Below are 21,074 nucleotides of genomic sequence, written 5' to 3' on the forward strand. Positions count from 1 at the left end.
CGCCCGGCCAGGCATGGGGATGCCACCGGGCGGTTTTCCTTCCATCGCAATCCAGGGGATTTTATGGGTACTTCTACGTTTGCCGCGTTGGCCGGCATGGGCCTATTCGCCATGCTGATCATGATCGTCGTGGGCATCGCGCTCGGCGCGCTGATCCTCAGCGTGTCCTTCCGCCTGGTGGTCGGTTTCATGCCGTCCTACCTGCGTGCATTGGGCGCGGTGGTGCTGACCTATGTCGGCGCGTTCGCGGCGATGCTGATCCTCGGCATGGTGGTGCACAGCAGCGTGCTGTCGCTGATCGTGACCTTCCTCGTCGGTGCCGTCGTGGTGAATTACCTGCTGCGGGCCGCGGACGGCAGCGAGATCGGCTTCGGCAAGGCCTGCGTGGTCGAGCTGATCAACATGGTGGCCGGCATGGTGCTGGGCTTCCTCGTCGTGCTCATTTTCGGCGCGGCGATCCTCGCGCACTGATCCGGCGTGTCCGGCACGAGGCGCGGGCTGACCCGCGCCTCGTGCGGTCTGGCTACACCAGCGTGGTGGCCACGCCGAACCCGATCGCCATGCTCGCGGCCACCGCCATGCAGGCGCTGCCGGGGCGGATGCGGCGGGCGTCGATGCGCGGCACCAGCCGCCACAGCAGGACCGCGCCGAGCAGCATGTCCAGCACCAGCGCGACGCGCAGCAGGCCCGAGTGCAGCAGGCCGCCGTAGGGTGGATGCACCGCGCCTTCGTAGACGGCCACCAGGAACACCAGCAACAGTCCGAGCATCGTCCACAGCAGGCAGGCGAGGTAGACGCGGTTGAACACCACCGCGCAGCGCTCGGTCCAGCGCAGCACCGACCAGCCGATCAGCGCGAACACCAGCGCCGCCATGCTGCTGTAGAGCACCCACCAGAGCAGGGTGCTGGTCACGGCAAGTGCGGTATTCATGTGATCTGGCGGAGTCCCAGTTTGCGATAGAGCTTGGCCATCAGCCACGCCGGGCCGACCAGCAGATAGGACAGATCGGTGAGGAAGCTGGGCTTGCGGCCTTCGTACTTGTGGCCGATGAACTGGCCGATCCAGGCCACCACGAACGCGCCGACCGCCCACCACGCCAGCGCCGGCGCGCCCAGCCGCCAGTACAGGAAGTTGGTGAACAGGCCCAGCACGGCGAACGCGATCAGCAGGCCCGCCGCGAGCCGGTGCGAGCGCTTCCAGTACCAGTAGAACGCCAGCACCATCACCAGCACCGCCCACGAACCGGGGCGCAGCGCGGTGAACGGCACCGGGGCCGCCCACAGCAGCGCGATCACCGACCACACGATCGGCGGCACGCAGAACCAGTGGAACACCTGGTTGGTCGGGTTCTGGTGGTCGCTGCTGTAACTGTCGAGCCAGTCCTGCATGGTGCGCATGAGCGTTCCCCCTCGATGAAACCTCAGTCGAGCCGGATGCCGGCCAGCTTGTGCAGCGCCTCGGCATACTTGGCCGCGGTGCGTGCGATCACCTCGTCCGGGATCACCGGGCCGGGTGCGGTCTTGTTCCAGTGCTGCGTCTCCAGCCAGTCGCGCACGAACTGCTTGTCGTAGCTGGGCGGGCTGATGCCGGTGCGGTATTCGTCGGCCGGCCAGAAGCGGGAGGAATCCGGGGTGAGCATCTCGTCCATCACGTAGAGCTTGCCGCTCGCATCGGTGCCGAACTCGAACTTGGTGTCGGCGATGATGATGCCGCGCTCGGCCGCATAGGCGGCGGCCCAGCGGTAGATCGCCAGCGTGGCGTCGCGCACCTGCCCGGCGAGGTCGGCGCCGACCGCGTCCACCACGGCGTCGAAGCTGACGTTCTGGTCGTGGTCGCCCACCGCCGCCTTGGTCGAGGGCGTGAAGATCGGTTCGGGCAACTGCTGCGCCTGCTTCAGGCCGGTCGGCAGCGCGATGCCGCACAGCGCACCGCTGGCCTGGTAATCCTTCCAGCCCGAGCCGATCAGGTAGCCGCGGGCGATGCATTCCACCGGCACCGGTTTCAGCCGCCGCACCACCACCGCGCGCTTCTCGTACAACTTGAGGTCGGTGCCGGGCGGCAGCACCTCGGCCAGGGGTACGTCGAGCAGGTGGTTCGGTACCAGGTGCGCGGTCTTGCCGAACCAGAAGTTGGAGATCTGGGTGAGCATCTCGCCCTTGCCCGGGATCGGGTTGGGCATCACCACGTCGAACGCCGACAACCGGTCGGTGGCCACCATCAGCAGCCGCTGATCATCCAGCGCGTAGACATCGCGCACCTTGCCGCGATGGATCAGCTCGAGGCCAGGCAGGTTCGATTGGGGCAGGGTGGTGGGCACGGCGGGTTCCACGAGGCGGCAAATGTCTATTGTAGCGACTGCCGGCACGGCGCCGGGAGCGTGCCGCCGGGCCGATCGGGCGCACTGCTAGAATTGGCATCCTTTGGCCCCATGTGTTGCCGATGCGAATATTCCTGATCGCGGCGCTTTGCCTGGCCGCCTCGCCCAGCCTTGCCCAATCTGCCTCCCGGCCCGGCCGGCTCGGCCTCTGCGCGGCCTGCCACGGCGAGACCGGGCAGGCGCACATGCCCGGCGTGCCGAACCTGGCCGGGCAGCGGCTGGATTATCTGCGCGATGCGCTCAAGCAGTACCGCGATGGCCGCCGCAACGTGCCGGTGATGCGCGCGGCGATCGGTCCGCTGAACGCCGCCGAGCTCGACGCGCTGGCACGCTGGTACAGCGCGCAGGCAGCCGCGCCGGCGCAGGTGCAGCCATGAGTTTCACCTACACGATCTGGTTCGGCATCTTCGGCCTGCTGGTCGGCCACATGCCGGGCGCGGTGGTGGGCGCGGTGCTCGGTTTCATCTTCGACAACCTGCGCCACAGCCAGCGCCGCCAGGCCACGCCCGAGGCCGGCGGTTTCGTCGGCCCGCTGTTCACCCTGCTTGGCGCGGTGGCCAAGTCCGACGGTCGCGTGTCCGAGGCCGAGATCGCGGTGGCCGAGCGGCTGATGACGCGCATGGGCCTGACCGCCGAGCAGCGCGCGCAGGCCGTGGCCAGCTTCAATGCGGGCAAGCAGCCGGAGTTCGACGTCACCCGCACCATCGCCGAGCTGCGCAGCTGGGTCGGCCTGCGCCGCGACCACGCGTTCCCGGTGCTGGACGTGGTGATCGAGACGGTACTGTCCGAGGGCAACCCGGGACCGGAGAAGATGTCGATCCTGCGCCAGCTCGCCTTCGCGCTGCGCGTCAGCGACATGGAGCTGATGGCGCTGATGGCGATGAAGGGCTACGCCTGGAACCAGGGCGCGGGCGGCCCGCGCGGCGGCCGCCAGCAGTACGGCAATGGCGGCGGCTACGTGCCGCCGCAACGCACGCCGCAAGGGCCCGATCCCTATGCCGTGCTGGGCATCGACCGCAACGCCGACGAGCGCGCCATCAAGCGCGCCTACCGCAAGCTGATCTCCGAGCACCACCCCGACCGCCTCGGCGACCTGCCCGAAGACATGCGCAAGCGCGCCGAGTCGCGCGCCAGCGAGATCAACGCCGCCTACGACCGCATCAAGGAAGCAAGAGGATTCAAGTAGGAGCCTGCTCGCGGGCGATGCTCCTTTTCGGGCTTCGAGGTTCGGCATTCGCAAGAGCAGGAGCATCGCCCGCGAGCGGGCTCCTTATGTGTCGATTCTGGTTCGCGACTGGACGAGAATCGCCGACTGATCATCGGTGGGAACGGGGTGACGCCGTCGGGCTCCCTTGGCTTTGCGCCAGCGCCGTAGATTCGCGCCCCCGTTCCGTTTTATCTGCCGCAAGCTGCAACGGTATCTTAGGCCCGCCCCGGCGTGAGCCTGCACGCGTAAGGATCGGCTTGGCGGATCTTCGATGATCGGATGTCCGAACGTTCATGAGGATTGACTGCAATGACCGAACCGATGGTGGGTATCGACGTGGCCAAAGCCACCTTTGACGTGGCCATGCCGCTGGAATCGAAGGGCAAGTACCGCACCAAGGGCAAGTTACCCAACACGCCCGCGGGCCTTGACATGCTGGGCGACTGGATGGATCACCACGCGCCGGGAGCGGCGGTGTGCATGGAGGCGACGGGCGTGTACCACGAGGCACTGGCCACCTTCCTGGTGGAGCGCGGCGTGACCGTTTACGTGGCCAATCCGGCCCAGGTCGCCGCCTATGCCAAGAGCGAGTTGTCGCGCACCAAGACCGATCGCACGGACGCCAAGCTGATTTCCCGTTTTGCGATGGCGCAGCTGCAGGTAGGCACCTCCTTGCGTCCGTGGACACCACCGACGCCCGCCCAGCGCAAGTTGCGCGCCCTGATCCACCGGCTGAACGACCTGGAGGGCATGCGCCAGATGGAACGCAACCGGCTGGATGTCAGTGATCGTGCGGTGCACGGCTCCATCACCGACGTGATGGAGACGCTGGACGCCCAGATCGCGGAGCTGAAGAAGGAAATCAACAACCACATCGACTCGGACCCGGGCCTGCGCCGGGATACCGATCTGCTGTCCTCCATTCCCGGGATTGGCGAACTCACCGCGGCCTTTGTGCTGGGATGCGCTGGTGACCTGCGCCGGTTCGACGACCCGCGCAAGCTCGATGCCTTTGCCGGCATGAATCCCGCCATCCGCGAGTCGGGCAAATGGGCGGGGCAAAGTCGCCTGTCCAAGCTGGGTCATGCACTGCTACGCGCCAAGCTCTACATGCCGGCGATGACGGCCATCCGCCACAACGTGGCCGTGCGTGCCTTGTTCGATCGGCTGGTAGCCCGCGGCAAGCCGCGCAAGCTTGCCTTGGGCGCAGCCATGCGCAAGCTGCTCCACATCGCCTGGGGCGTCATCCGTTCCGGCAAATTTTTTGATCCCAAAACCGCACTTGCCTGACGAGAGGCAAGACGGTATCTACAATAGACGTCGTCTTCGAGCCGCCCGGTAGCCACCCATGCCCAAGCAATCCCCGATCATCGCCCCGTCCATCCTCGCCGCCGATTTCGCCCGGCTGGGCGAGGACACCGCCGCGGCGCTCGCCGCGGGGGCGGACTGGGTGCATTTCGACGTGATGGACAACCACTACGTGCCGAACCTCACGATCGGGCCGATGGTGCTCGCCTCGTTGCGCAAGTACGGCATCACGGCGCCGATCGACGTGCACCTGATGGTCAAGCCGGTCGATCGCATCGTGCCGGATTTCGCCAAGGCCGGCGCCAGCCTGATCAGCTTCCATCCGGAAGCGAGCGAGCATGTCGACCGCACGCTGGGGCTGATCCGGGAATCCGGCTGCCAGGCCGGGCTGGTGTTCAACCCGGCCACGCCGCTGGACCATCTCGATTACGTGATGGACAAGCTGGACATGATCCTCATCATGTCGGTGAACCCCGGTTTCGGCGGGCAGAAGTTCATCCCTGGCACGCTGGAGAAGCTGCGCCAGGCGCGTGAGCGGATCGAAGCCAGCGGCCGTGCGATCCGGCTGGAAGTCGACGGCGGCGTCACCGCCGACAACATCGGCGCGATCGCCGCCGCCGGCGCCGACACCTTCGTGGCCGGCTCGGCGATCTTCCACGCGAAGGATTACGCGGCCGAGATCGCCGCCATGCGCAAGGCGATCGGGTGAGGGTGCCCGCCGCCATGCGCAAGGCGATCGGTTGAGGGTGCCCGCCGCCATGCGCAAGGCGATCGGTTGAGGATGCCCGCCGCCATGCGCAAGGCGATCGCCTGGCCAGACGGCACAAAGAAAAAATCCCGGCGCCAGGAGGGAGGCACCGGGATAAACGTCGTCGGGGACGCAAGGGGGAAAACACCATGGATTGGCGCGTGCCGGCGCGAAAGTCCGCCAGGGAGCTCGCAAACCTCGCACCGGCAGGTTCCACGGCAAAGAGGAACGCACGCCAATCATCAGGTCCGACCCGGTACCTGCCGATTGGTTCCCGCGGCGAGGCTCAATTTGCCAACTGTGTCGTTCAGGTTCGCTGTGCGGATCGCGGCCGCAGCCGGCTGGATCGAGCCTGCGCGCGCATGTTCAGCCATTGCGCCAGCGCGACCCGGGCGTGCAGCCACACCGCATCGAGGCCCAGTCCGGCGGCCAGCATCAGACTGCCGACCATCAACCAGTGACGCCATGTGCGCGAAAGCCGTATTGCTGCATGCATGTCGGTGTCCTCCTGTGGCCCGAGCCACGATGGCATTGCCGCACGCGTGAAGGTCGCGCGGGAGCCGCGCCGGCGGCGGCGTTCGGGCCAGTCGTGGCAAAGGGCGGGCAGCACGCGCACGAAAAAAAGCCCCTCGCAAGCGAGGGGCAAGCAACCACCAGGGGGAGGAACACGGTTACAGCGGTTGCCAGTCGGGATCGGTGTCGTCCCGGGCCGCACCCGGCGCGATTCCTTTCGCGCCGGGTGCGCGGACGACTTCCACCACGGCAAACGGATCGAGTCTGGACAGATGACGGGACATGGCGCGCCTCCTTCAGAAGAAGCCGACCAACAGGCCCAGCAGCAGGGCGCCCAGCGCCAGGCCGGTGCGCAGCGGCTCGAAGCCGTGCAGTTCGGCGCGGGGGTCGTGTTCGTTGCGGCGGGTGTCCATGAGTGACCTCGTGATGGAGTGCGTGGATCACATCAAAGCCTCCGTCGCGGCGCGTGCGCCGGCCGCTGCCGGGCGATTTGCCGGCGGCTTGTGGCAAATCGCTGGCAGCGCGCTGCGACCGCTTGCGCCCGCGCGGCGCGCATAGCACGCTGCAGCCATCATCCAAGGAGTGCGCCATGGGCCGCAGCATTGCCATCGTCGAGGACGAACCGCTGATCCGCGCCAACTACGTCGAGGCGCTGAACCGTTTCGGCTACGACGCGCGCGGCTACGGTTCGCGCCAGGAAGCGTCCAGCGCGTTCGCGATGAAGTTGCCCGAGCTGGTCATCATCGACATCGGCCTGGGCGACGAACCGGAGGGCGGCTTCGACCTGTGCCGCGAACTGCGCGCGAAATCGTCGACGCTGCCGCTGATCTTCCTCACCGCGCGCGACTCGGATTTCGACGTGATCTCCGGCTTGCGGCTGGGCGCGGACGACTACCTCAGCAAGGACACCAGCCTGCACCAGCTGGCCGCGCGCATTGCCGCGCTGTTCCGCCGGATCGAGTCGCTGAAGGCGCCCGCCTCCAGCGAGACGGTGCTCGAGCACGGCCCGCTGAAGCTGGAATCCGAGCGCATGCGCATCACCTGGAACGGCGCGGAAATCCCGCTCACCGTCACCGAGTTCTGGATGGTGCACACGCTGGTGCGCTTCCCCGGCCACGTGAAGAACCGCGACCAGCTGATGCGCGAGGCGGAGCTGGTGGTGGACGACGCCACCATCACCTCGCACATCAAGCGCATCCGCAAGAAGTTCGTGGCGGTGGCGCCCGAGTTCGACGCGATCGAGACGGTGCATGGCGTGGGCTACCGGTGGAAGCCGTGAGCGCGCGTCTGTGCGTGGCGCTGGCACTGTTGTTCTGCGCGGCGCTGACCTGGGCGACCGGCACCGACGACGACGTGCTGGCCCGCGGCGCCCGCGACGGCAACGCGCCGGCCTGGACGATAGCGGTGGCATCGCCGCCGGGCTGGACGCGCGACTGTTGCACCTACGCCCAGGCGATCGGCGTCAACGCGGTGCTGTACCAGGGCGAGTGGAGCGGCAAGCCGCAGCGGGTGATGGTGCTGAACGTGTGGCCGCGCGTGCTGCCCAGCCTGGCCGCCGAGGTGCAGGCCGACCGGAAGCGCTACCTCCAGCTCGACCCCGCCGGCAAGGCCGCCAGCTTCGCCGTGCGCCATCCGCACATGTCCTGCGAGGCCAGCGTCTACGAAGGCAGCGACCACGTCGACGACGTGCTGGTGTTCTGCGATCCGGGCCAGGCCAGCGGCATCCGCTACAGCTGGTCGATGGCCTTCGATGACGGCGACCCCACGCGGCGTGCGCTGCTGGATGACTTCATGCGGGTGGTGATGGCCTCGCGCTACCAGCGTGCCACGGCACCGGCCGATGCCCGCTGAGCGACGGACCGGGGCGGCATGAGCCTGCGTCGCAAGCTGCTGCTGGTGGCACTGTGCACGCTGGCGCTGCCGGTGGCCGGCTGGTTCGACGTGCGCCAGATGGAGTCGTTGCTGCGCGACGGCCAGGCCCAGGCCCTGGTGGCCTCGGCGCAGGTGGTGGCGCGCAGCCTGGTGGTGACCCGTGCGTTGCCGCCGGCCGACGGCCCGAGCTGGTACGTGCAGGAGGCGCCCACGCCGATCACCGTCGACGGCTACGGCGACGACTGGGCACCGCTGACGCCATGGAGCCAGCCGTTCGCGCGACGCGGACAGCTGTTGCTGGCCGAGGATGCGGACGGCTTCTACCTGCATGCGCAGGTGGCCGACACCCACCGCACCCGCGCCGATGCCGAAGACGCGAACGCGCTGCTGGCCGACCATCTGATTCTCGCCCTCGGCAACGCCGCCGGCCAGCGGCGCTACCTGCTGGCCAGCGCGGCACCGGGGCCGCTGCAGGCGTTGCCGCTGGACCCGCCGGTGCCCGGCCTGCCCGATCAGCTCGGCGCGAGCTGGCAGGAGGACGGCAGCGGCTACCAGGTCGAGCTGCGCCTGCCGAGGCAACCGGCGCCGAGCCGCCTGGGTATCGGCGCCTATGACGCCAGCAGCGGCGGCGATCGGCAGGCCGTCGAGTCGCGCCCATTGCGCCGCTACTCGGCGGTGCTGTCCGGCGAGCTGGCGCAGCTGGTGCCTACGGGTGTGCAAGCGCGCGTGCTGTCACCGGCCGGCTGGCTGCTGGCGCGCAGCGGCCGCCTGCATGGCAGCAGCGCGGCCGAGCGCGACCCGGGCTGGTTCGCCTCGCTGGTCTATCGCTCGCTGCTTGCCACTCGCCTGGACGACGCCAACCTGTGGGCGCAGGACGTGCCGCGGCTGGATACCCGCGAGGTGGAGCAGGCACGTGCCGGCCATGCAATCAGCCGCTGGCGCCACGGCGAGGAGCGCGGCAGCGTGGTGCTCGCCGCGGCGGTGCCGATCGAGCGGGCCGGCAAGGTCGAGGGCGTGCTGCTGCTGGAGCAGTCCAGTCGCACCGTGCCGCTGCTGGCCAACCGCGCGCTGTTCGGCGTGCTGCTGACCAGCTTCGTCGTGCTGCTGCTGGCCGGCGGCATCCTGCTGGCGTTCGCCACCCGGCTCAGCCTGCGCCTGGCGCGGCTGCGCAATGCCGTCGAGCGGGCGCAGCGCAACGATGGACGTCTGGACGGCCAATTGAATCCGGACCGCTTCCCGATGATCGACGCGCCGGACGAGATCGGCGATCTCGCCCGCAGCTTCGAGAAGCTGTTCGTGGCCGTGGGCAACTACACCGATTACCTGCGCACGCTCGCCTCGAAGCTGTCGCACGAGTTGAACACGCCGCTGGCGATCGTGAAGTCCTCGCTGGACAACCTGGAACACGCGCTGCAGCAGCACGCCGCGCTGCCGGAGCCGGCCAAGCCCTACCTGGAACGCGCCCGCGACGGGGTGGCGCGGCTGGGCGCATTGGTGCGGGCGATGAGCGAGTCGAGCCGGATGGAGCGCTCGATCGAAGCGGCCGAGCCCGAGGATGTCGACCTGCGCGACGTGGTGCGCGGCTGCGCCGACGGCTACCGCCCGCTGGTCGGCACGCGCCGGCTCGATTGCCGCCTGCCGGATGCGCCGCTGCCGCTGCACGGCGCGCCGGAACTGATCGCGCAGGCGCTGGACAAGCTGTTCGACAACGCCCTCTCGTTCACCCCCGCGCAGGGCTGGCTGCGGCTGAGCCTGCGTGCGCTCGACGGTGGCGCCGAGATCGAGCTGGCCAACCAGGGCCCGCCGTTGCCCGCGGCGATGCAGGGCCGCTTGTTCGACTCGCTGGTCAGCCTGCGCGACAAGGCGGTGCCCGGCGAGGCGCCGCACCTGGGCCTGGGCTTGTACGTGGTGCGCCTGGTCGCCGAGCGCCATGGCGGCAGCGTCAGCGCGCGCAATCTCGACGACGGCAGCGGCGTGGCGTTCACCCTCACCCTGCGCGGCATGCCGCGGCAGCGGCTGGGCGGTTAAAGCTTCGCCGCCGTGTGCCGCTATCCGGACATCTCGGCTTCCCGCGGAAATGTCGCCATGGATGTCCCCAACCTCAGCCGGCAACCCTATCGCCGCCCGCCGCTGTTGCGTGCCACCGATCCGCAACGCATGAACTGGCTGTGGCGACTGGTGTGCGAGCTGGCCGAGTTGCGTCCCGCGGATGTGGTCGAGGCGTTGCATGCCGCGCAGATCCCGGTCGACCTGGCGCGTGCGCGCAGCTGGGTGGTCAGCGACCGCGACGACGGTTTCTTCCCGATCTCGATCGCCGAGCTGGAACGCAACGTGCGTGCGCTGCTGGCCTTGCGCGAGGTGATGCGCGAGAACCAGGCCTTGCTCGCGCTCGCCGGTGGTGCGGAGGCGTCGGCAGACATGGCGGCGGATGCCGCGCCGGCAGTGGAGCCGGTGACCGAAACCGCCTGAGCTTCAGCTCCGAGCTGACGAGCCCGCCGCCGCGGGCGTGGTGGGCGTGGCCATCGCGCTGGCCGCATGCGCCGGCACGGCGCTGGCCGATGCAGCGGGCGCCGCGCTGGATGCCGCTGCCGGTGCCGCCGTGGTCGCGGCCGCCGCAGGCAAGGCCGCCGTGCCGCCGGAGGCCGGGACCGACGTCGCCGCCGCGGGCGTCGAACTGGCGCTTGCCGTCGGGGTGGACGCGGCCATGGCGGGCGCTGCCGCGGCCGAAGTCGCCGCTGCCGCTGCCGCTGCCGCTGCCGCGGTGGTGCTGTTCGCCGGCTGCGCATGGCCGACCGCTGCCGCCGGCGGGGAATCGTCGACGTGCGTATCGGCGCCCCAATTCAGATAAGCCCACGCGGCCACGCCGACGAGTGCCAGCAGCAGCAACATGCGACCCAGCCGCGAGCGTCGTGGCGGGTGGCTTGTGGTCTCGGCCGGCGGGGCGGCGACGTCGGCTTCGCCGACGGGCTGGTCCGACGACGGATTGATCAGGGCATCGTCTGTCGCCAGCTCGTCGTCAGGCACCGGCGGCTCGACGGCCGCGGGCGACGACGCGGTGGGCAATGGCGGCGGCAGGCCGGGCGACGCGCTCACGGCCGCGGGCGCAGGCGGTTCATCGTCGAGCGGCTCGATGGGCGCCGCGGCGAAGGCTTCGTCGACGGGCGCGGCCATCACCTCGTCGAATGCCTGTGCCGGCGGGGGCGAGGACTCGTACTCCAGCGGCTCCGGCCAGATCTGCCATGCCAGGCTGCCGTGCAGCCGATACGACTCGCCCGGCGCGATGAACGCGTCCAGCGCCGACCGCGGCAACGGCCCGCGGCTGCTGCCGTCGCGGTCGATGTACGCCAGTTCTTCGTCGCCGGGGAGCGCGCGGGCATCGACGTGCAGGCCCTGCAGCAACTGCGCGATGCGCTCGGCGCTGGAGCGGTCCAGTTGCTGGCGCACGATCCGCGGCAGCGCGGCGACCACGCGCCGGGAAAATTCGTCGTGCTCCATCCTCAGCGCGGCCGCCACCGGCGCCCACGTCGACGCCTCGTCCGACGCACCGGCCCGCAAGCCGCACACTACGACGCAATACTGATCCACGCACGGTCCCCTGTAGCCCGACCGTCGAGAGTAGACCGCCGCCACCAGCGTATCAAGCGCGCCGCGGCGGCGCCTGCGCTTGGCCTACAATGGTCGTTTCCCCTTCGTGACCACCCGGAACCGCGACCCGTGAGCTCTCCCGACCCCATCAGCCGAAACGAATTCGACGCGCTGGCCGCCCGCGGTCACACGCGCATCCCGCTGGTGCGCGAGGTGTTCTCCGACCTCGACACGCCGCTGTCGGTGTACCTGAAGCTCGCCGACGGTCCGTATACCTTCCTGTTCGAGTCGGTCGAGGGCGGCGCCACCTGGGGGCGTTACTCGATCATCGGCCTGCCGGCGAAGCGGGTGTTCCGCCTGCGCGGGCATGAGCTGGAAGTGGAGGATTCCGGCGAGATCACCGAGCGCCGCCATCTCGACGATCCGCTGGCGGAGATCGAGAAGCTGCGCGCGCAGTACGACGTGCCGCAGTTGCCGCAGCTGCCCGCATTCTCCGGCGGCCTGGTCGGCTACTTCGGTTTCGAGACGATCGGCTACATCGAGCCGCGGCTGGCGCAGTGGGACCGCCTCGACGAGCTGGGCACGCCCGACGTGCTGCTGATGCTGGCCGAGGAGGTGGCGGTATTCGACAACCTCAAGGGCCGGCTGTACCTGATCGTGCACGCCGATCCGTCGCAGCCGCACGCCTACGCGCAGGCGCAGCGGCGGCTCGATGCGCTGGTCCATCGGCTGCGCCAGGGCGGCGCCTCGTATCCGCAGCTGACCCAGTCGGTCGCACTGGACGAGAGCGACTTCAAGTCCTCGTTCACCAGGGACGAGTTCGAGGCGATGGTCGAGCGCGCGAAGGAATACATCCGCGCCGGCGACATCTTCCAGGTGGTGCCGTCACAGCGCCTTTCCGTGCGCTTCAACGCGCGGCCGGTGGACGTGTACCGCGCGCTGCGCGCGATGAATCCCTCGCCCTACATGTACTTCGTCGATCTCGGCGACACCCAGATCGTGGGTTCCTCGCCGGAGATCCTGGCGCGGTTGAAGGGCGGCAAGGTGGTGGTGCGCCCGCTCGCCGGCACGCGCAAGCGCGGCGCCACGGAGGAAGAGGACCGCGCGCTGGAAGCGGAGTTGCTGGCCGATCCGAAGGAGCGCGCCGAACACGTGATGCTGATCGACCTCGGCCGCAACGACCTCGGCCGCATCAGCGAGACCGGTAGCGTGGAAGTGGGCGACTCGTTCGCGATCGAGCGCTACTCGCACGTGATGCACATCGTCTCGCAGGTGCAGGGTACGGTGCGCCAAGGCCTGAGCTACATGGACGTGCTCAAGGCTACCTTCCCGGCCGGCACGCTTTCCGGCGCGCCGAAGGTGCGCGCGCTGGAGATCATCCAGGAGCTGGAACCGCACAAGCGCAACATCTACGGCGGCGCGATCGGCTGGATCGGCTGGTGGGGCGACGCCGACACCGCCATCGCGATCCGCACCGCGGTGATCCACGGCGGCCGCCTGCACGTGCAGGCCGGCGCAGGCATCGTGTTCGACTCCGACCCCGCCGCCGAGTGGGAGGAGACGATGAACAAGGGCCGCGCATTGTTCCGCGCGGTGGCGCAGGCGGCGAAAGGCTTGTAGGGCGGTCCCGGCAAAAGTCCGCGGCGAACCGGACAGTCTCGCTCAGGGGGCGACGGCAGCCCGCGTTGCCGCCTGCACCGGGTGGCCGGCGAGCCGGGCCGCGTAGAGCGCGGCGCCGTAATGCGGCGCGTGCAACGGCGGCCGCAGGTCGAAATCCGTGCTTGCGGCGGCAAGCGCCTCGCGCAGCGGTGCCAGCAGCAGTTCGTCGGCATTGAAGGCGCCGCCGGAATGGGACACCGGTACGGTTTCGCCGGCTTCGAAGTGCAGGGCCAGTCGCAGTGCGTCGCAGATGCCGGCCAGCTCGTGGCCGGCGTCGCGGAAGATGGTGGCGGCCACGCCGTCGCCGGCCCGTGCCGCCTCGGCCACCTGGCGCGAGAGCTGCGCCAGGTCGCCGCGGGCGTAGGAGTTGCCGCCGTAGACATGGGCGCAGATGTCCAGGTCGTTGTCGAGCTGGAAGTGCGCGTTGAGGATCGCGTGCAGCGGGCCGCGGGGCAGGCGCCCGTCGCTCATGCGCGAGTAGGCGTTGAGTCCGCGCATGGCGATCCAGTAGGCGGAGCCTTCATCGGAGAACGCCTCGCCCCAGCCGCCGGCGCGGGCCGCGAGGCCCTGGCGTTGGCCGTAGCCGATCGAACCGGTGCCGGCGACGATGTTGATGCCGTCGGCGCAGCCCAGCGAGCCGGCCCAGCCGCACACCATGTCGTTGTCGCAGGTGTAGCGGTCGTGGCCGAGGATCGCCGCGGGGCACGCCTGCAACAGCGCGGTGGCGCGGCTGTCCTCGCCGTAGGCGGGCAGCCCGAAGAAGGCATGGCCGATGTCGGCCGGGGTCCGGCCGGCGGTGCCCAGCACCGCGGTCACGCCCTCGGCCAGGATGGCACGCACGCCGTCCAGCCCGACATGGGGATGGTAGGTCGTGCCGAGCTCCGCTTCGCCGAGCAGTCGGCCGTCAGCGTCGATCAGGGCGAAACGCGTTTTCGTTCCGCCGCCGTCCACGCCCAGGTAAGTCACCCGATTCATGCGCTCAGAGCGTACAGGCGCACGCCCTGCACGACGCGGTTCACCAGGCCCGCGGGGTTGGGATTGTCGGGCGTCACGCCGATGGCGCGCGAACGGAGGAAGGCGTGGATCTGCGCGATGGCGAGGTACGGCCACAGCAGATCCGCATCGACGGCATCGGCCATCGCCGGCACCGTGATGCCGTCGGCACCCGCGGCAGCGCGCGGCTGGGCGTTCACCTCGATGATGCGCGCCGCGCGGCCGTCGCGACGCAGCTCGTCCACCAGGTCGAGGTCGTAGCGGCGGGTCAGCGGGTCGTTGGACACGAACACCATCACCAGGGCGTGTTCGGTGACGAAGGTCTTGGGCCCGTGGCGGAAACCCAGCGGCGACTCGAAGCAGGTCGCCACCGCGCCATTGGTGAGCTCGCCGAGCTTCAGCGCCGCCTCGCGGGCCAGCCCCTGCAAGACGCCGCTGCCGAGGTAGGCGACGCGGTCGTACTGGCCGCGCGCCAGCTCGTTCAGTGCCGGCAGCGATCCGGCGATGACCCGCGCGGTGGCATCGGCAATGGCGTCGATGCGCGCGTCCATGCTGCCGGTTGGCAACAACGCGGCCATGGCCGCGTACATCATGCAGCTGAAGCTGGAAGTCATGGCGAAGCCGGCGTCGTGCGTCTCGGCCGGCAGCAGCAGGGTCATCGAGCGGGCAACCGGCGCCTTGCCCAGCGCACCGTCGGCATTGCAGATGATCGCCAGGTGGCGCACGTCGCGCACCAGGGACTCGGCGAGTTCCACCGCGGCCAGGCTTTCGGGGCTGTTGCCGGAACGGCCGAAGGAGACCAGCAGCAGTGGCTGTTCCGGCTCCAGATACAAGCGCGGGGCGCACACGATGTCGGTGGTCGGCACCGCGTCCACGCGGGCGGCCAGCCGGCGGTCCAGCAGCGGCGCCACGCACTGGCCGATATAGGACGAGCTGCCGGCGCCGGTCAGAATCACCCGCGCGGCAGGGTCGTCGATCAGCGGGCCGGCAAACGCCCGGATCTGCGCATGCAGCCCGGTCACCAGCGCGTGGGTCCGCTGCAGCATCCGTGGCTGCTGCTCGATCTCGCGTGCGGTGCAGAGCGCGCCCGCGGCGGTCAGCTCGGACTCGGACGCGCCCAGGTACTCAGTGGATGTCATGGTCATGGCAGGCATGGTGGTAGTCGTCGAGTGCGGCACTGATGTGTGCCATGGTCAGGGAGAGCGGGTCGTTGGTCGCGCCGCCGGTGCGCAGCGCGCGCAGCGCGTGCGGCAGGAACTGGCTGATCAGCGGCAGCGGCGGCGGGGTCGCGCGCAGGTTGTCGAACAGGCGCTGGCAGGCCTGCTCGATCACCGGGTCCGGCCAGTAATAGCGGATGCGGTCGCTGAGGCTGTATTGCAGGTCGATGGTCAGCGCGTGGCCCTCGCCGTGGTAGTAGCGTCGCCAGTAGCCGGGCTGCTCGCGCATGCGCGCCAGGGTTACCTCGCGCAGGCGTGCCCGACGCGCATCCCCGATCCACTCCTGCTCGATCGCGTCCAGCGCCCACAGCGCCTCGCGCAGGGCGAAGGTCAGGCCGGGGCCGACCTTGAGGATGGCGAAATGATCGCGTACCAGCGCCGCCAGCGCGTCGCGGGTCTGGTAGTCGGTCGAGTGCGCCTCGAACACCATGCCCGGCACGCCGGTGATGGCGTGGCTCAGTTCGCGCGCTTTCGAGGGGTCGTAATCCACCACGTCGTGGTGATCGAACTCCACGCCCGGTTGCACCACGGAGGCGATCACACGTTGCCATGCGGCGTCCAGCCCCGCGGCGGCGAAGGCCTGGCGATGTGCCTCGATCGTGGCCAGCGCGGCTTGCGGCGTGGTCACGGCGAGGCCTTCGATGGCCTCGGTGGCACCGCCGGGCACCGGTACCTCGGTGCCGATCACGTACACCGGCGCCTCGCCGCCGGCCTGCGTGTGAGCGACCTCGGCGGCCCGGCACAGGCGTACCGCACGGCGCACGATCTCCGCTTCCGGCAGCGGCTCGGGATCGCCGTTGCAGGCCATCGAGCAGTCCAGGTGGATCTTGCGGAAGCCGGCGGCCACGTACGCGGCCACCATCACCTCCGCCTTGTCCATCGCCGCGTCCGCGTCCAGCGACGTCCACGGGTTGGGGCCCAGGTGATCGCCGCCCAGCGCGATGCGCGCGTGGTCGAAGCCGACGCGGTCGGCAATTGCATGCACGAAGGCGACGAAATCGGCCGGCTTCATCCCGGTGTAGCCGCCGTCCTGGTTGACCTGGTTGCAGGTGGCCTCGAACAGCACGAATGCCTGTCCCGTGCGTTGCGCGTGGCGCAGGCCGGCTTCGATCACGAGGGGATGCGCGGAACAGATCGAGGTCACGCCACCGGCGTGTCCCTGCTTGTGGCGGGCGATGAGCTCGGAGAGGACTTGCATGGGGACGGAGTCCATTCGGGGGAGGGGGTGGAAACGTCGGGATCGCACTCGGCTTCGGCCGCGGCCTCGGGTTCGAGTGCCAGCAGCAGCGAGGCAATCAGGGCCAGTACCAGGCCGATCATTTTCAGCGGCCCCGGCACGATGCTGGCGAACACCAGCGCCAGCGCCGCGGTCACCAGCGGGGCGCCGGCATTGGTCAGCGGCGCCACCACGATCGCCTTGCCGTGGCGGAAGGCGTAGACCAGGGTCAGCGCGCCGATGGCGTTGAGCAGCTGGATCGCGGCGGTCATCCACGGCCCGTCGATGCCCGTGTTGACCGGCTGCGACCAGTCGGTCATCGCCAGCGCCACCGGCGCCAGCTGCAGGCCGCCCAGCATCATGTAGAAGAAGATGCTCTCGGCGCGCACGGTGTGGTTGGCCAGGCGCATGAAGTAGGCCTGCACGCCCCAGGCCAGCATGATCAGCAGCGATTGCACGAACCAGCCCAGGCCGCCGCTGATGCCGCGACCGAACGACAGGTCCAGCATCGGCAATGCCACCAGCGCCAGCACGATGCCCAGCGCGCCGCTCCAGCCGGTGCGCTCGCGCAGGAACGCAAAGGACAGGGCGATCGTCACCACCGGCGACAGCGAGATGATCGGAAACACGAAATACGCCGGCCCGATGGTCAGCGTGTGGAACAGCAGCATCTGCCCGCCGGCGCCCAGCAGGCCGATGGCCATGCCGTAGCCGATGGCGCGCGGTGAATGCTCCAGCGCCCAGCCGCTGCGCCACAGGATGTACAGCGCCGGCGGGATCATGGTCAGCGCCCACACGCAGTACACCAGTGTTTCGGGAAAGCCGTGCTCGGCCGACAGCGGCGACAGCGCGCCCCACACGCCCCACAGCGCGACGGTGGTGACGGCGAAAACCAGCCAGGGGCGGCGGCGCGGCGCGGCGACCGCACTGGTGGCCAGGCTCATGCCGGCGTCCCCAGCGGCGTGGCCTGCAGCAGCACGAAATGCTTGAACGCCACCGGCAGGTTTGCCGCGGTGGCCTCCACCTCACCAAGGTCGACTTCGTTGAACAGGTCGCGCACCTTGTAGCGTCCGGCGCCCAGGCCGCGCAACTGCACCTTGCCCTTGAACCGGTCGGCGTAGAAGGCGTAATACATCGCCCCGTCCTTGGCGATGGCGTGCGCCTCGGGCCTGTCGAAGCCGATGTCGTACAGCGTGCCAAGGTATTCGCCCTTGGGCAGCATGTGCTGCTTGTACAAGGCCACCCACTTGCGCCACAGCGCCTCCTTCTCCGGGTTGAGGACCAGGCCGCCCGGCGGCAGCGGCTCGGAGGGATGCTCGGTGTCCTTCGGCCAGGTGAACTTGGTGGAGGGAATCGCGCCGATGCCGACGGTGGAGGCGAAGTCGTCGCCACGATCGGACAGTTCCACGTGGTCGCCCGCATAGCTGCTGAGCGAGCCCATCAGCGCCTTCATGCTCTTGCCCTTGCTGCGCACCTGCCATGAAGAGGTCGGGTCGGACGCCGGGTACTGGTCGGTGGCCGGCAGGTTGTGGAAATCGAAGGCGGTGCCGCAGGGGCACAGCTCGACCACCGCCTGCGGATTGGCCTCGTGCACCGCGCGGTGGATGGCCTGCCAGAACGTGGCCAGGCCTTCGACCGAATCGCTCGGATGCGCATGCTTGTGCGCGGGGTTGTAGCAGGGCGCCACGGCGTTGAGGTGCTGGCCGTCGAACTTGATGCCCTCGAAGCCCCAGTCGCCGATCACCTTCTTCACCAGGGCCACGTAGAAGTCGATGGTGGGCTGGTAGGCCGGGCACTGGGTCAGCGCATTCCACCAGGTGATCTCCTGGAACATGCCGTACTGGTCCAGCAGCAGCATGTCGGGGTGGTCGTGCAGCACGTCGCTGCCCGGGTCGGCGGCCAGCGGCGCGATCCACAGGCGCGGATGCATGCCCTGGGCGCGTATCTTTGCAGTGAAGTCGCGCATGTCGGCTTCGCCGCGCGGGAACTTGCGCTTGTCGATGCGCCAGTCGCCCTCGTTGGTCTGCCAGCCGTCGTCCATCACCACCCAGCCGAAGCCGAGTTCGCGCGCTTTCGGGAGCGTGTCCAGGATCTGCTTGACGGTGAAGTCGCGGCCATAGCCCCACGCGCACCACACCGGCGCAAAAGCCGATTCCGGAGCCCGCGGCGCCTCCAGGCCCTCAGCCTGCATGTATTGCCGATACTGCAGCAGCGGCGCGAAATGATCGCCGGTATGCACCGCCAGGAAAGTGCGTTCGGTGACCAGGGTCTGGCCGGGCGCCAGGGTGGATGCCTGCGGCGACTCGACCGCGATGTGTGCGCCGCCGGCGGTCTTGCGCACCGGCAGGTCCAGCGGACGCACCACCGGCTCCACGTGGCCGACCGCCAGGCCGATGTCGCGGCGCCAGATGTTGGCCACCGGCGTGCCGCCGCCGTAGTCGGACGAATCCATCGCCAGCGTGTTGCGCTGGTCGAACCCGGTGGCCATCGGCTGCACCCAGTCGCGGCGATCGGTGTGGGTGGTGCCGGAGAAGCTCCAGAAACCGCCGGGCGCCTCGGCCAGCTCATGCGCGGCATTGCGCCAGCCGGCGACCTGCACGGCGGTGCTGCCCAGGTTGCGGTAGCGCGTCTGCAGCACGGCGAAGCCGGGGAGGGCGTCGAAGAAGGTCAGCGCCACTTCTTTTTCCAGATTGCCGGAGCGGCCGGTGACGATCGACTGGCGACCGCTGCCGTGACGCGCATCGGCGATCGGTTGTTCCCGGTGGCCGGTGATGACGAAGTCGTCGACCGCGCCATCGGCCAGCAGCAGGCTCTCGCTGGGCTGCCACGGCGTGAGCGGCTTGCCGCGGACCACCAGGCGCGTGTGCAGACGCCGATCGAAGGCGATCGCCAGTACCGCATCGCCAATCGTGGCGCCGGTGCCGCCATCGGCGCCGGCGTAACCAAGCCCGGATGCCGCCAGTGCCTTCGGCAGCATGAGCCACGCTGCACCGCCGGCCACGCTGCCGGCCACGAGCTTCAGTACAGTGCGTCGTCCGATCGGGCGCATGGCGAATTCCTCTTGGGGCGTCGTCCCGATTCTGCGTCAGCCGTTGCTCTTGATGCAAGCGTTTCGTTTCGGTATGGTTCGGGAATGTTTCGTTATCTTGCTGAGGTGGGCCGATGAACACGATCTTCCGTCCCGTCGTCGTTGCCCTGTTGGCCGTCGCGGCAGCCCTCGCCACCGGCTGCGCGACTCCGGGCCGGAATGCGGTGGAAAGTTATTCGATGGCCGACTTCAGCCACGTGCGCAAGTTCGATGCCCACGTCCACGCCAACACGCCTGATCCGGCGTTCCTCGAACAGGCGCGCGCGGACGGTTTCGAGTTGTTGTCGATCAACGTCGACTATCCGGCCTTCCCGAGCATCGCGCGGCAGCACGCCGCCGCCGTGGCGCTGGCGGCGAAGGACCCGGCGCATTTCCACTGGGCCACCACGTTCTCGATGAAGGGGTTCGGCACGCCGGGCTGGACCGATCGCGTCGACGCGAAACTTGCCCGCGACGTGGCGGCGGGCGCCCTGGCAGTGAAGATCTGGAAAAACGTGGGCCTCGCGGAGCGGAGCGCCGACGGCAGACTGATCATGCTCGACGATCCGGGCCTGGCGCCCGTGGCCGAGCAGGTGCGCGCGCTCGGCGTGGCCCTGATCGACCACCAGGGCGAGCCGCGCAACTGCTGGTTGCCGCTGGATCAGATGACCACCGACAACGACCGCGAGTACTTCAGCAAGCATCCGGAGTACTACATGTACCTGCACCCGGAGATGCCGCGTTACGAGGAGCTGATGGCGGTGCGCGACCGCTTCGTGGCTGCGCACCCGAAGCTGCGCTTCGTCGGCGCGCACCTGGCCAGCCTGGAGTATGACGTCGACCGCATCGCCGCCTTCCTCGACCGTTTCCCCAATGCCACCGTGGACATGGCCGCGCGCATGAGCCAGGTGCAATACCAGTCGGTGCGCGCCCGCGAGAAGGTGCGCAACTTCTTCATCCGCTACCAGGACCGGGTGATGTACGGCACCGACCTGACCTATGGCCCCGATGCCGACCCCGCCGGATTCAGGCGCGAAGCGCATGCCGTGTGGATCTCGGACTGGCGCTACCTGGCGACCGGCGAGTCGCAGCGGGTGGACATGATCCATGCCGACGTGCCGGGCCTCGCGCTGCCGCGCGCCGTGATCGACAAGATCTACTACGCCAATGCGCTGCGCGTATTCGCCAAGCCTGGCGCGTAGAAGTCAGGGCTCGGGATGGGGGATTGGGAATTTGGAAAGTCAGAGCGTCGCCCGCGGCAGACAGGTGCTGGAGGCGGCGCTTTCATGCTTTTGCGAATCCCCATCCCGA

General features: G+C 69.2%; 22 protein-coding genes. 11 read left to right on the plus strand and 11 right to left on the minus strand.

The window, feature by feature from the left end:
* The first annotated feature begins 63 nt into the window (after positions 1–63).
* Positions 64–471 carry a hypothetical protein gene (locus tag ACVCMG_RS13255; protein ID WP_395120205.1) on the plus strand — a complete coding sequence of 136 codons (408 nt, stop codon included), beginning with the start codon at positions 64–66 and terminating at the stop codon, positions 469–471.
* Positions 472–523: 52 nt separating this feature from the next.
* On the opposite strand, the gene ACVCMG_RS13260 is transcribed toward ACVCMG_RS13255, so the two are convergent.
* The 3 genes from ACVCMG_RS13260 to ACVCMG_RS13270 are packed head-to-tail and all read right to left on the minus strand — an operon-like array spanning position 524 to position 2,318.
* On the minus strand, positions 524–931 hold the full coding sequence (locus ACVCMG_RS13260) for a hypothetical protein (RefSeq protein WP_395120204.1): 408 nt from the start codon (positions 929–931) through the stop codon (positions 524–526).
* Positions 928–1,398: an Mpo1 family 2-hydroxy fatty acid dioxygenase gene (locus ACVCMG_RS13265; RefSeq protein WP_447114322.1), complete on the minus strand. Its 471-nt coding sequence runs from the start codon at positions 1,396–1,398 to the stop codon at positions 928–930. The genes ACVCMG_RS13260 and ACVCMG_RS13265 overlap by 4 nt, the downstream gene beginning before the upstream one ends.
* Positions 1,399–1,421: 23 nt before the next feature.
* Positions 1,422–2,318: a phosphoribosylaminoimidazolesuccinocarboxamide synthase gene (locus ACVCMG_RS13270; RefSeq protein WP_395120202.1), complete on the minus strand. Its 897-nt coding sequence runs from the start codon at positions 2,316–2,318 to the stop codon at positions 1,422–1,424.
* A gap of 122 nt (positions 2,319–2,440) precedes the next feature.
* Here ACVCMG_RS13270 and ACVCMG_RS13275 point away from each other — a divergent pair, with 122 nt between their 5' ends.
* The 4 genes from ACVCMG_RS13275 (at position 2,441) to rpe (ending at position 5,602) form a co-directional block, all read left to right on the plus strand.
* Positions 2,441–2,755, plus strand: coding sequence for a c-type cytochrome (locus ACVCMG_RS13275; RefSeq protein ID WP_447106775.1), 315 nt, complete (start codon positions 2,441–2,443; stop codon positions 2,753–2,755).
* Positions 2,752–3,564 carry a co-chaperone DjlA gene (djlA, locus tag ACVCMG_RS13280; RefSeq protein ID WP_395120200.1) on the plus strand — a complete coding sequence of 271 codons (813 nt, stop codon included), beginning with the start codon at positions 2,752–2,754 and terminating at the stop codon, positions 3,562–3,564. Before ACVCMG_RS13275 ends, djlA begins: the two co-directional genes overlap by 4 nt.
* Positions 3,565–3,894: 330 nt before the next feature.
* On the plus strand, positions 3,895–4,875 hold the full coding sequence (locus ACVCMG_RS13285; protein WP_395118692.1) for an IS110 family transposase: 981 nt from the start codon (positions 3,895–3,897) through the stop codon (positions 4,873–4,875).
* Positions 4,876–4,933: 58 nt separating this feature from the next.
* Positions 4,934–5,602, plus strand: a complete 669-nt coding sequence (gene rpe, locus ACVCMG_RS13290; RefSeq protein WP_447114323.1) for a ribulose-phosphate 3-epimerase — start codon at positions 4,934–4,936, stop codon at positions 5,600–5,602.
* 346 nt (positions 5,603–5,948) lie between these two features.
* On the opposite strand, the gene ACVCMG_RS13295 is transcribed toward rpe, so the two are convergent.
* Complete coding sequence (locus ACVCMG_RS13295) at positions 5,949–6,257, minus strand: hypothetical protein (RefSeq protein ID WP_447099683.1); 309 nt, start codon at positions 6,255–6,257, stop codon at positions 5,949–5,951.
* Positions 6,258–6,312: 55 nt separating this feature from the next.
* Positions 6,313–6,438 (minus strand): hypothetical protein, encoded by a 126-nt coding sequence (locus ACVCMG_RS13300; protein ID WP_447098051.1) that lies wholly within the window; start codon positions 6,436–6,438, stop codon positions 6,313–6,315.
* Between the two features lie 305 nt (positions 6,439–6,743).
* Between ACVCMG_RS13300 and pdsR the strand changes: the two genes are divergently transcribed.
* Genes pdsR through ACVCMG_RS13320 form a run of 4 tightly spaced genes read left to right on the plus strand, consistent with a single transcriptional unit; the run spans position 6,744 to position 10,495 of the window.
* Entirely contained in the window at positions 6,744–7,433 is a 690-nt protein-coding gene (gene pdsR / locus ACVCMG_RS13305; RefSeq protein ID WP_447098052.1) for a proteobacterial dedicated sortase system response regulator, read from the plus strand.
* The gene (locus tag ACVCMG_RS13310) at positions 7,421–8,005 is read left to right on the plus strand and encodes a hypothetical protein (protein ID WP_447106773.1); all 585 of its coding nucleotides are present in this window, start codon (positions 7,421–7,423) and stop codon (positions 8,003–8,005) included. The genes pdsR and ACVCMG_RS13310 overlap by 13 nt, the downstream gene beginning before the upstream one ends.
* Before the next feature lie 18 nt (positions 8,006–8,023).
* Entirely contained in the window at positions 8,024–10,054 is a 2,031-nt protein-coding gene (locus ACVCMG_RS13315) for an ATP-binding protein (RefSeq protein ID WP_447106772.1), read from the plus strand.
* Positions 10,055–10,111: 57 nt separating this feature from the next.
* Positions 10,112–10,495 (plus strand): hypothetical protein, encoded by a 384-nt coding sequence (locus tag ACVCMG_RS13320; protein WP_447098055.1) that lies wholly within the window; start codon positions 10,112–10,114, stop codon positions 10,493–10,495.
* 3 nt (positions 10,496–10,498) lie between these two features.
* On the opposite strand, the gene ACVCMG_RS13325 is transcribed toward ACVCMG_RS13320, so the two are convergent.
* Positions 10,499–11,521 carry a hypothetical protein gene (locus tag ACVCMG_RS13325; protein ID WP_447114324.1) on the minus strand — a complete coding sequence of 341 codons (1,023 nt, stop codon included), beginning with the start codon at positions 11,519–11,521 and terminating at the stop codon, positions 10,499–10,501.
* A gap of 219 nt (positions 11,522–11,740) precedes the next feature.
* On the opposite strand from ACVCMG_RS13325, the gene trpE reads away from it, so the two are divergent.
* Positions 11,741–13,231, plus strand: coding sequence for an anthranilate synthase component I (gene trpE / locus ACVCMG_RS13330; protein ID WP_447114325.1), 1,491 nt, complete (start codon positions 11,741–11,743; stop codon positions 13,229–13,231).
* Between the two features lie 42 nt (positions 13,232–13,273).
* Here trpE and ACVCMG_RS13335 read toward each other — a convergent pair whose 3' ends face one another.
* Genes ACVCMG_RS13335 through ACVCMG_RS13355 form a run of 5 tightly spaced genes read right to left on the minus strand, consistent with a single transcriptional unit; the run spans position 13,274 to position 19,745 of the window.
* Positions 13,274–14,245: an N-acetylglucosamine kinase gene (locus ACVCMG_RS13335; RefSeq protein WP_447114326.1), complete on the minus strand. Its 972-nt coding sequence runs from the start codon at positions 14,243–14,245 to the stop codon at positions 13,274–13,276.
* Positions 14,242–15,417 carry an SIS domain-containing protein gene (locus ACVCMG_RS13340; RefSeq protein ID WP_447114327.1) on the minus strand — a complete coding sequence of 392 codons (1,176 nt, stop codon included), beginning with the start codon at positions 15,415–15,417 and terminating at the stop codon, positions 14,242–14,244. The genes ACVCMG_RS13335 and ACVCMG_RS13340 overlap by 4 nt, the downstream gene beginning before the upstream one ends.
* Positions 15,389–16,678, minus strand: coding sequence for a D-tagatose-bisphosphate aldolase, class II, non-catalytic subunit (locus tag ACVCMG_RS13345; protein WP_447114328.1), 1,290 nt, complete (start codon positions 16,676–16,678; stop codon positions 15,389–15,391). The genes ACVCMG_RS13340 and ACVCMG_RS13345 overlap by 29 nt, the downstream gene beginning before the upstream one ends.
* Positions 16,621–17,640 carry an EamA family transporter gene (locus ACVCMG_RS13350; protein ID WP_447114329.1) on the minus strand — a complete coding sequence of 340 codons (1,020 nt, stop codon included), beginning with the start codon at positions 17,638–17,640 and terminating at the stop codon, positions 16,621–16,623. Before ACVCMG_RS13350 ends, ACVCMG_RS13345 begins: the two co-directional genes overlap by 58 nt.
* Entirely contained in the window at positions 17,637–19,745 is a 2,109-nt protein-coding gene (locus tag ACVCMG_RS13355; RefSeq protein ID WP_447114330.1) for a glycoside hydrolase family 36 protein, read from the minus strand. The genes ACVCMG_RS13350 and ACVCMG_RS13355 overlap by 4 nt, the downstream gene beginning before the upstream one ends.
* A 113-nt stretch (positions 19,746–19,858) precedes the next feature.
* Between ACVCMG_RS13355 and ACVCMG_RS13360 the strand changes: the two genes are divergently transcribed.
* Positions 19,859–20,965 carry an amidohydrolase family protein gene (locus ACVCMG_RS13360; protein WP_447114331.1) on the plus strand — a complete coding sequence of 369 codons (1,107 nt, stop codon included), beginning with the start codon at positions 19,859–19,861 and terminating at the stop codon, positions 20,963–20,965.
* Positions 20,966–21,074 lie beyond the last annotated feature (109 nt).

The sequence above is a fragment of the Rhodanobacter sp. UC4451_H18 genome (genome assembly GCF_052978225.1).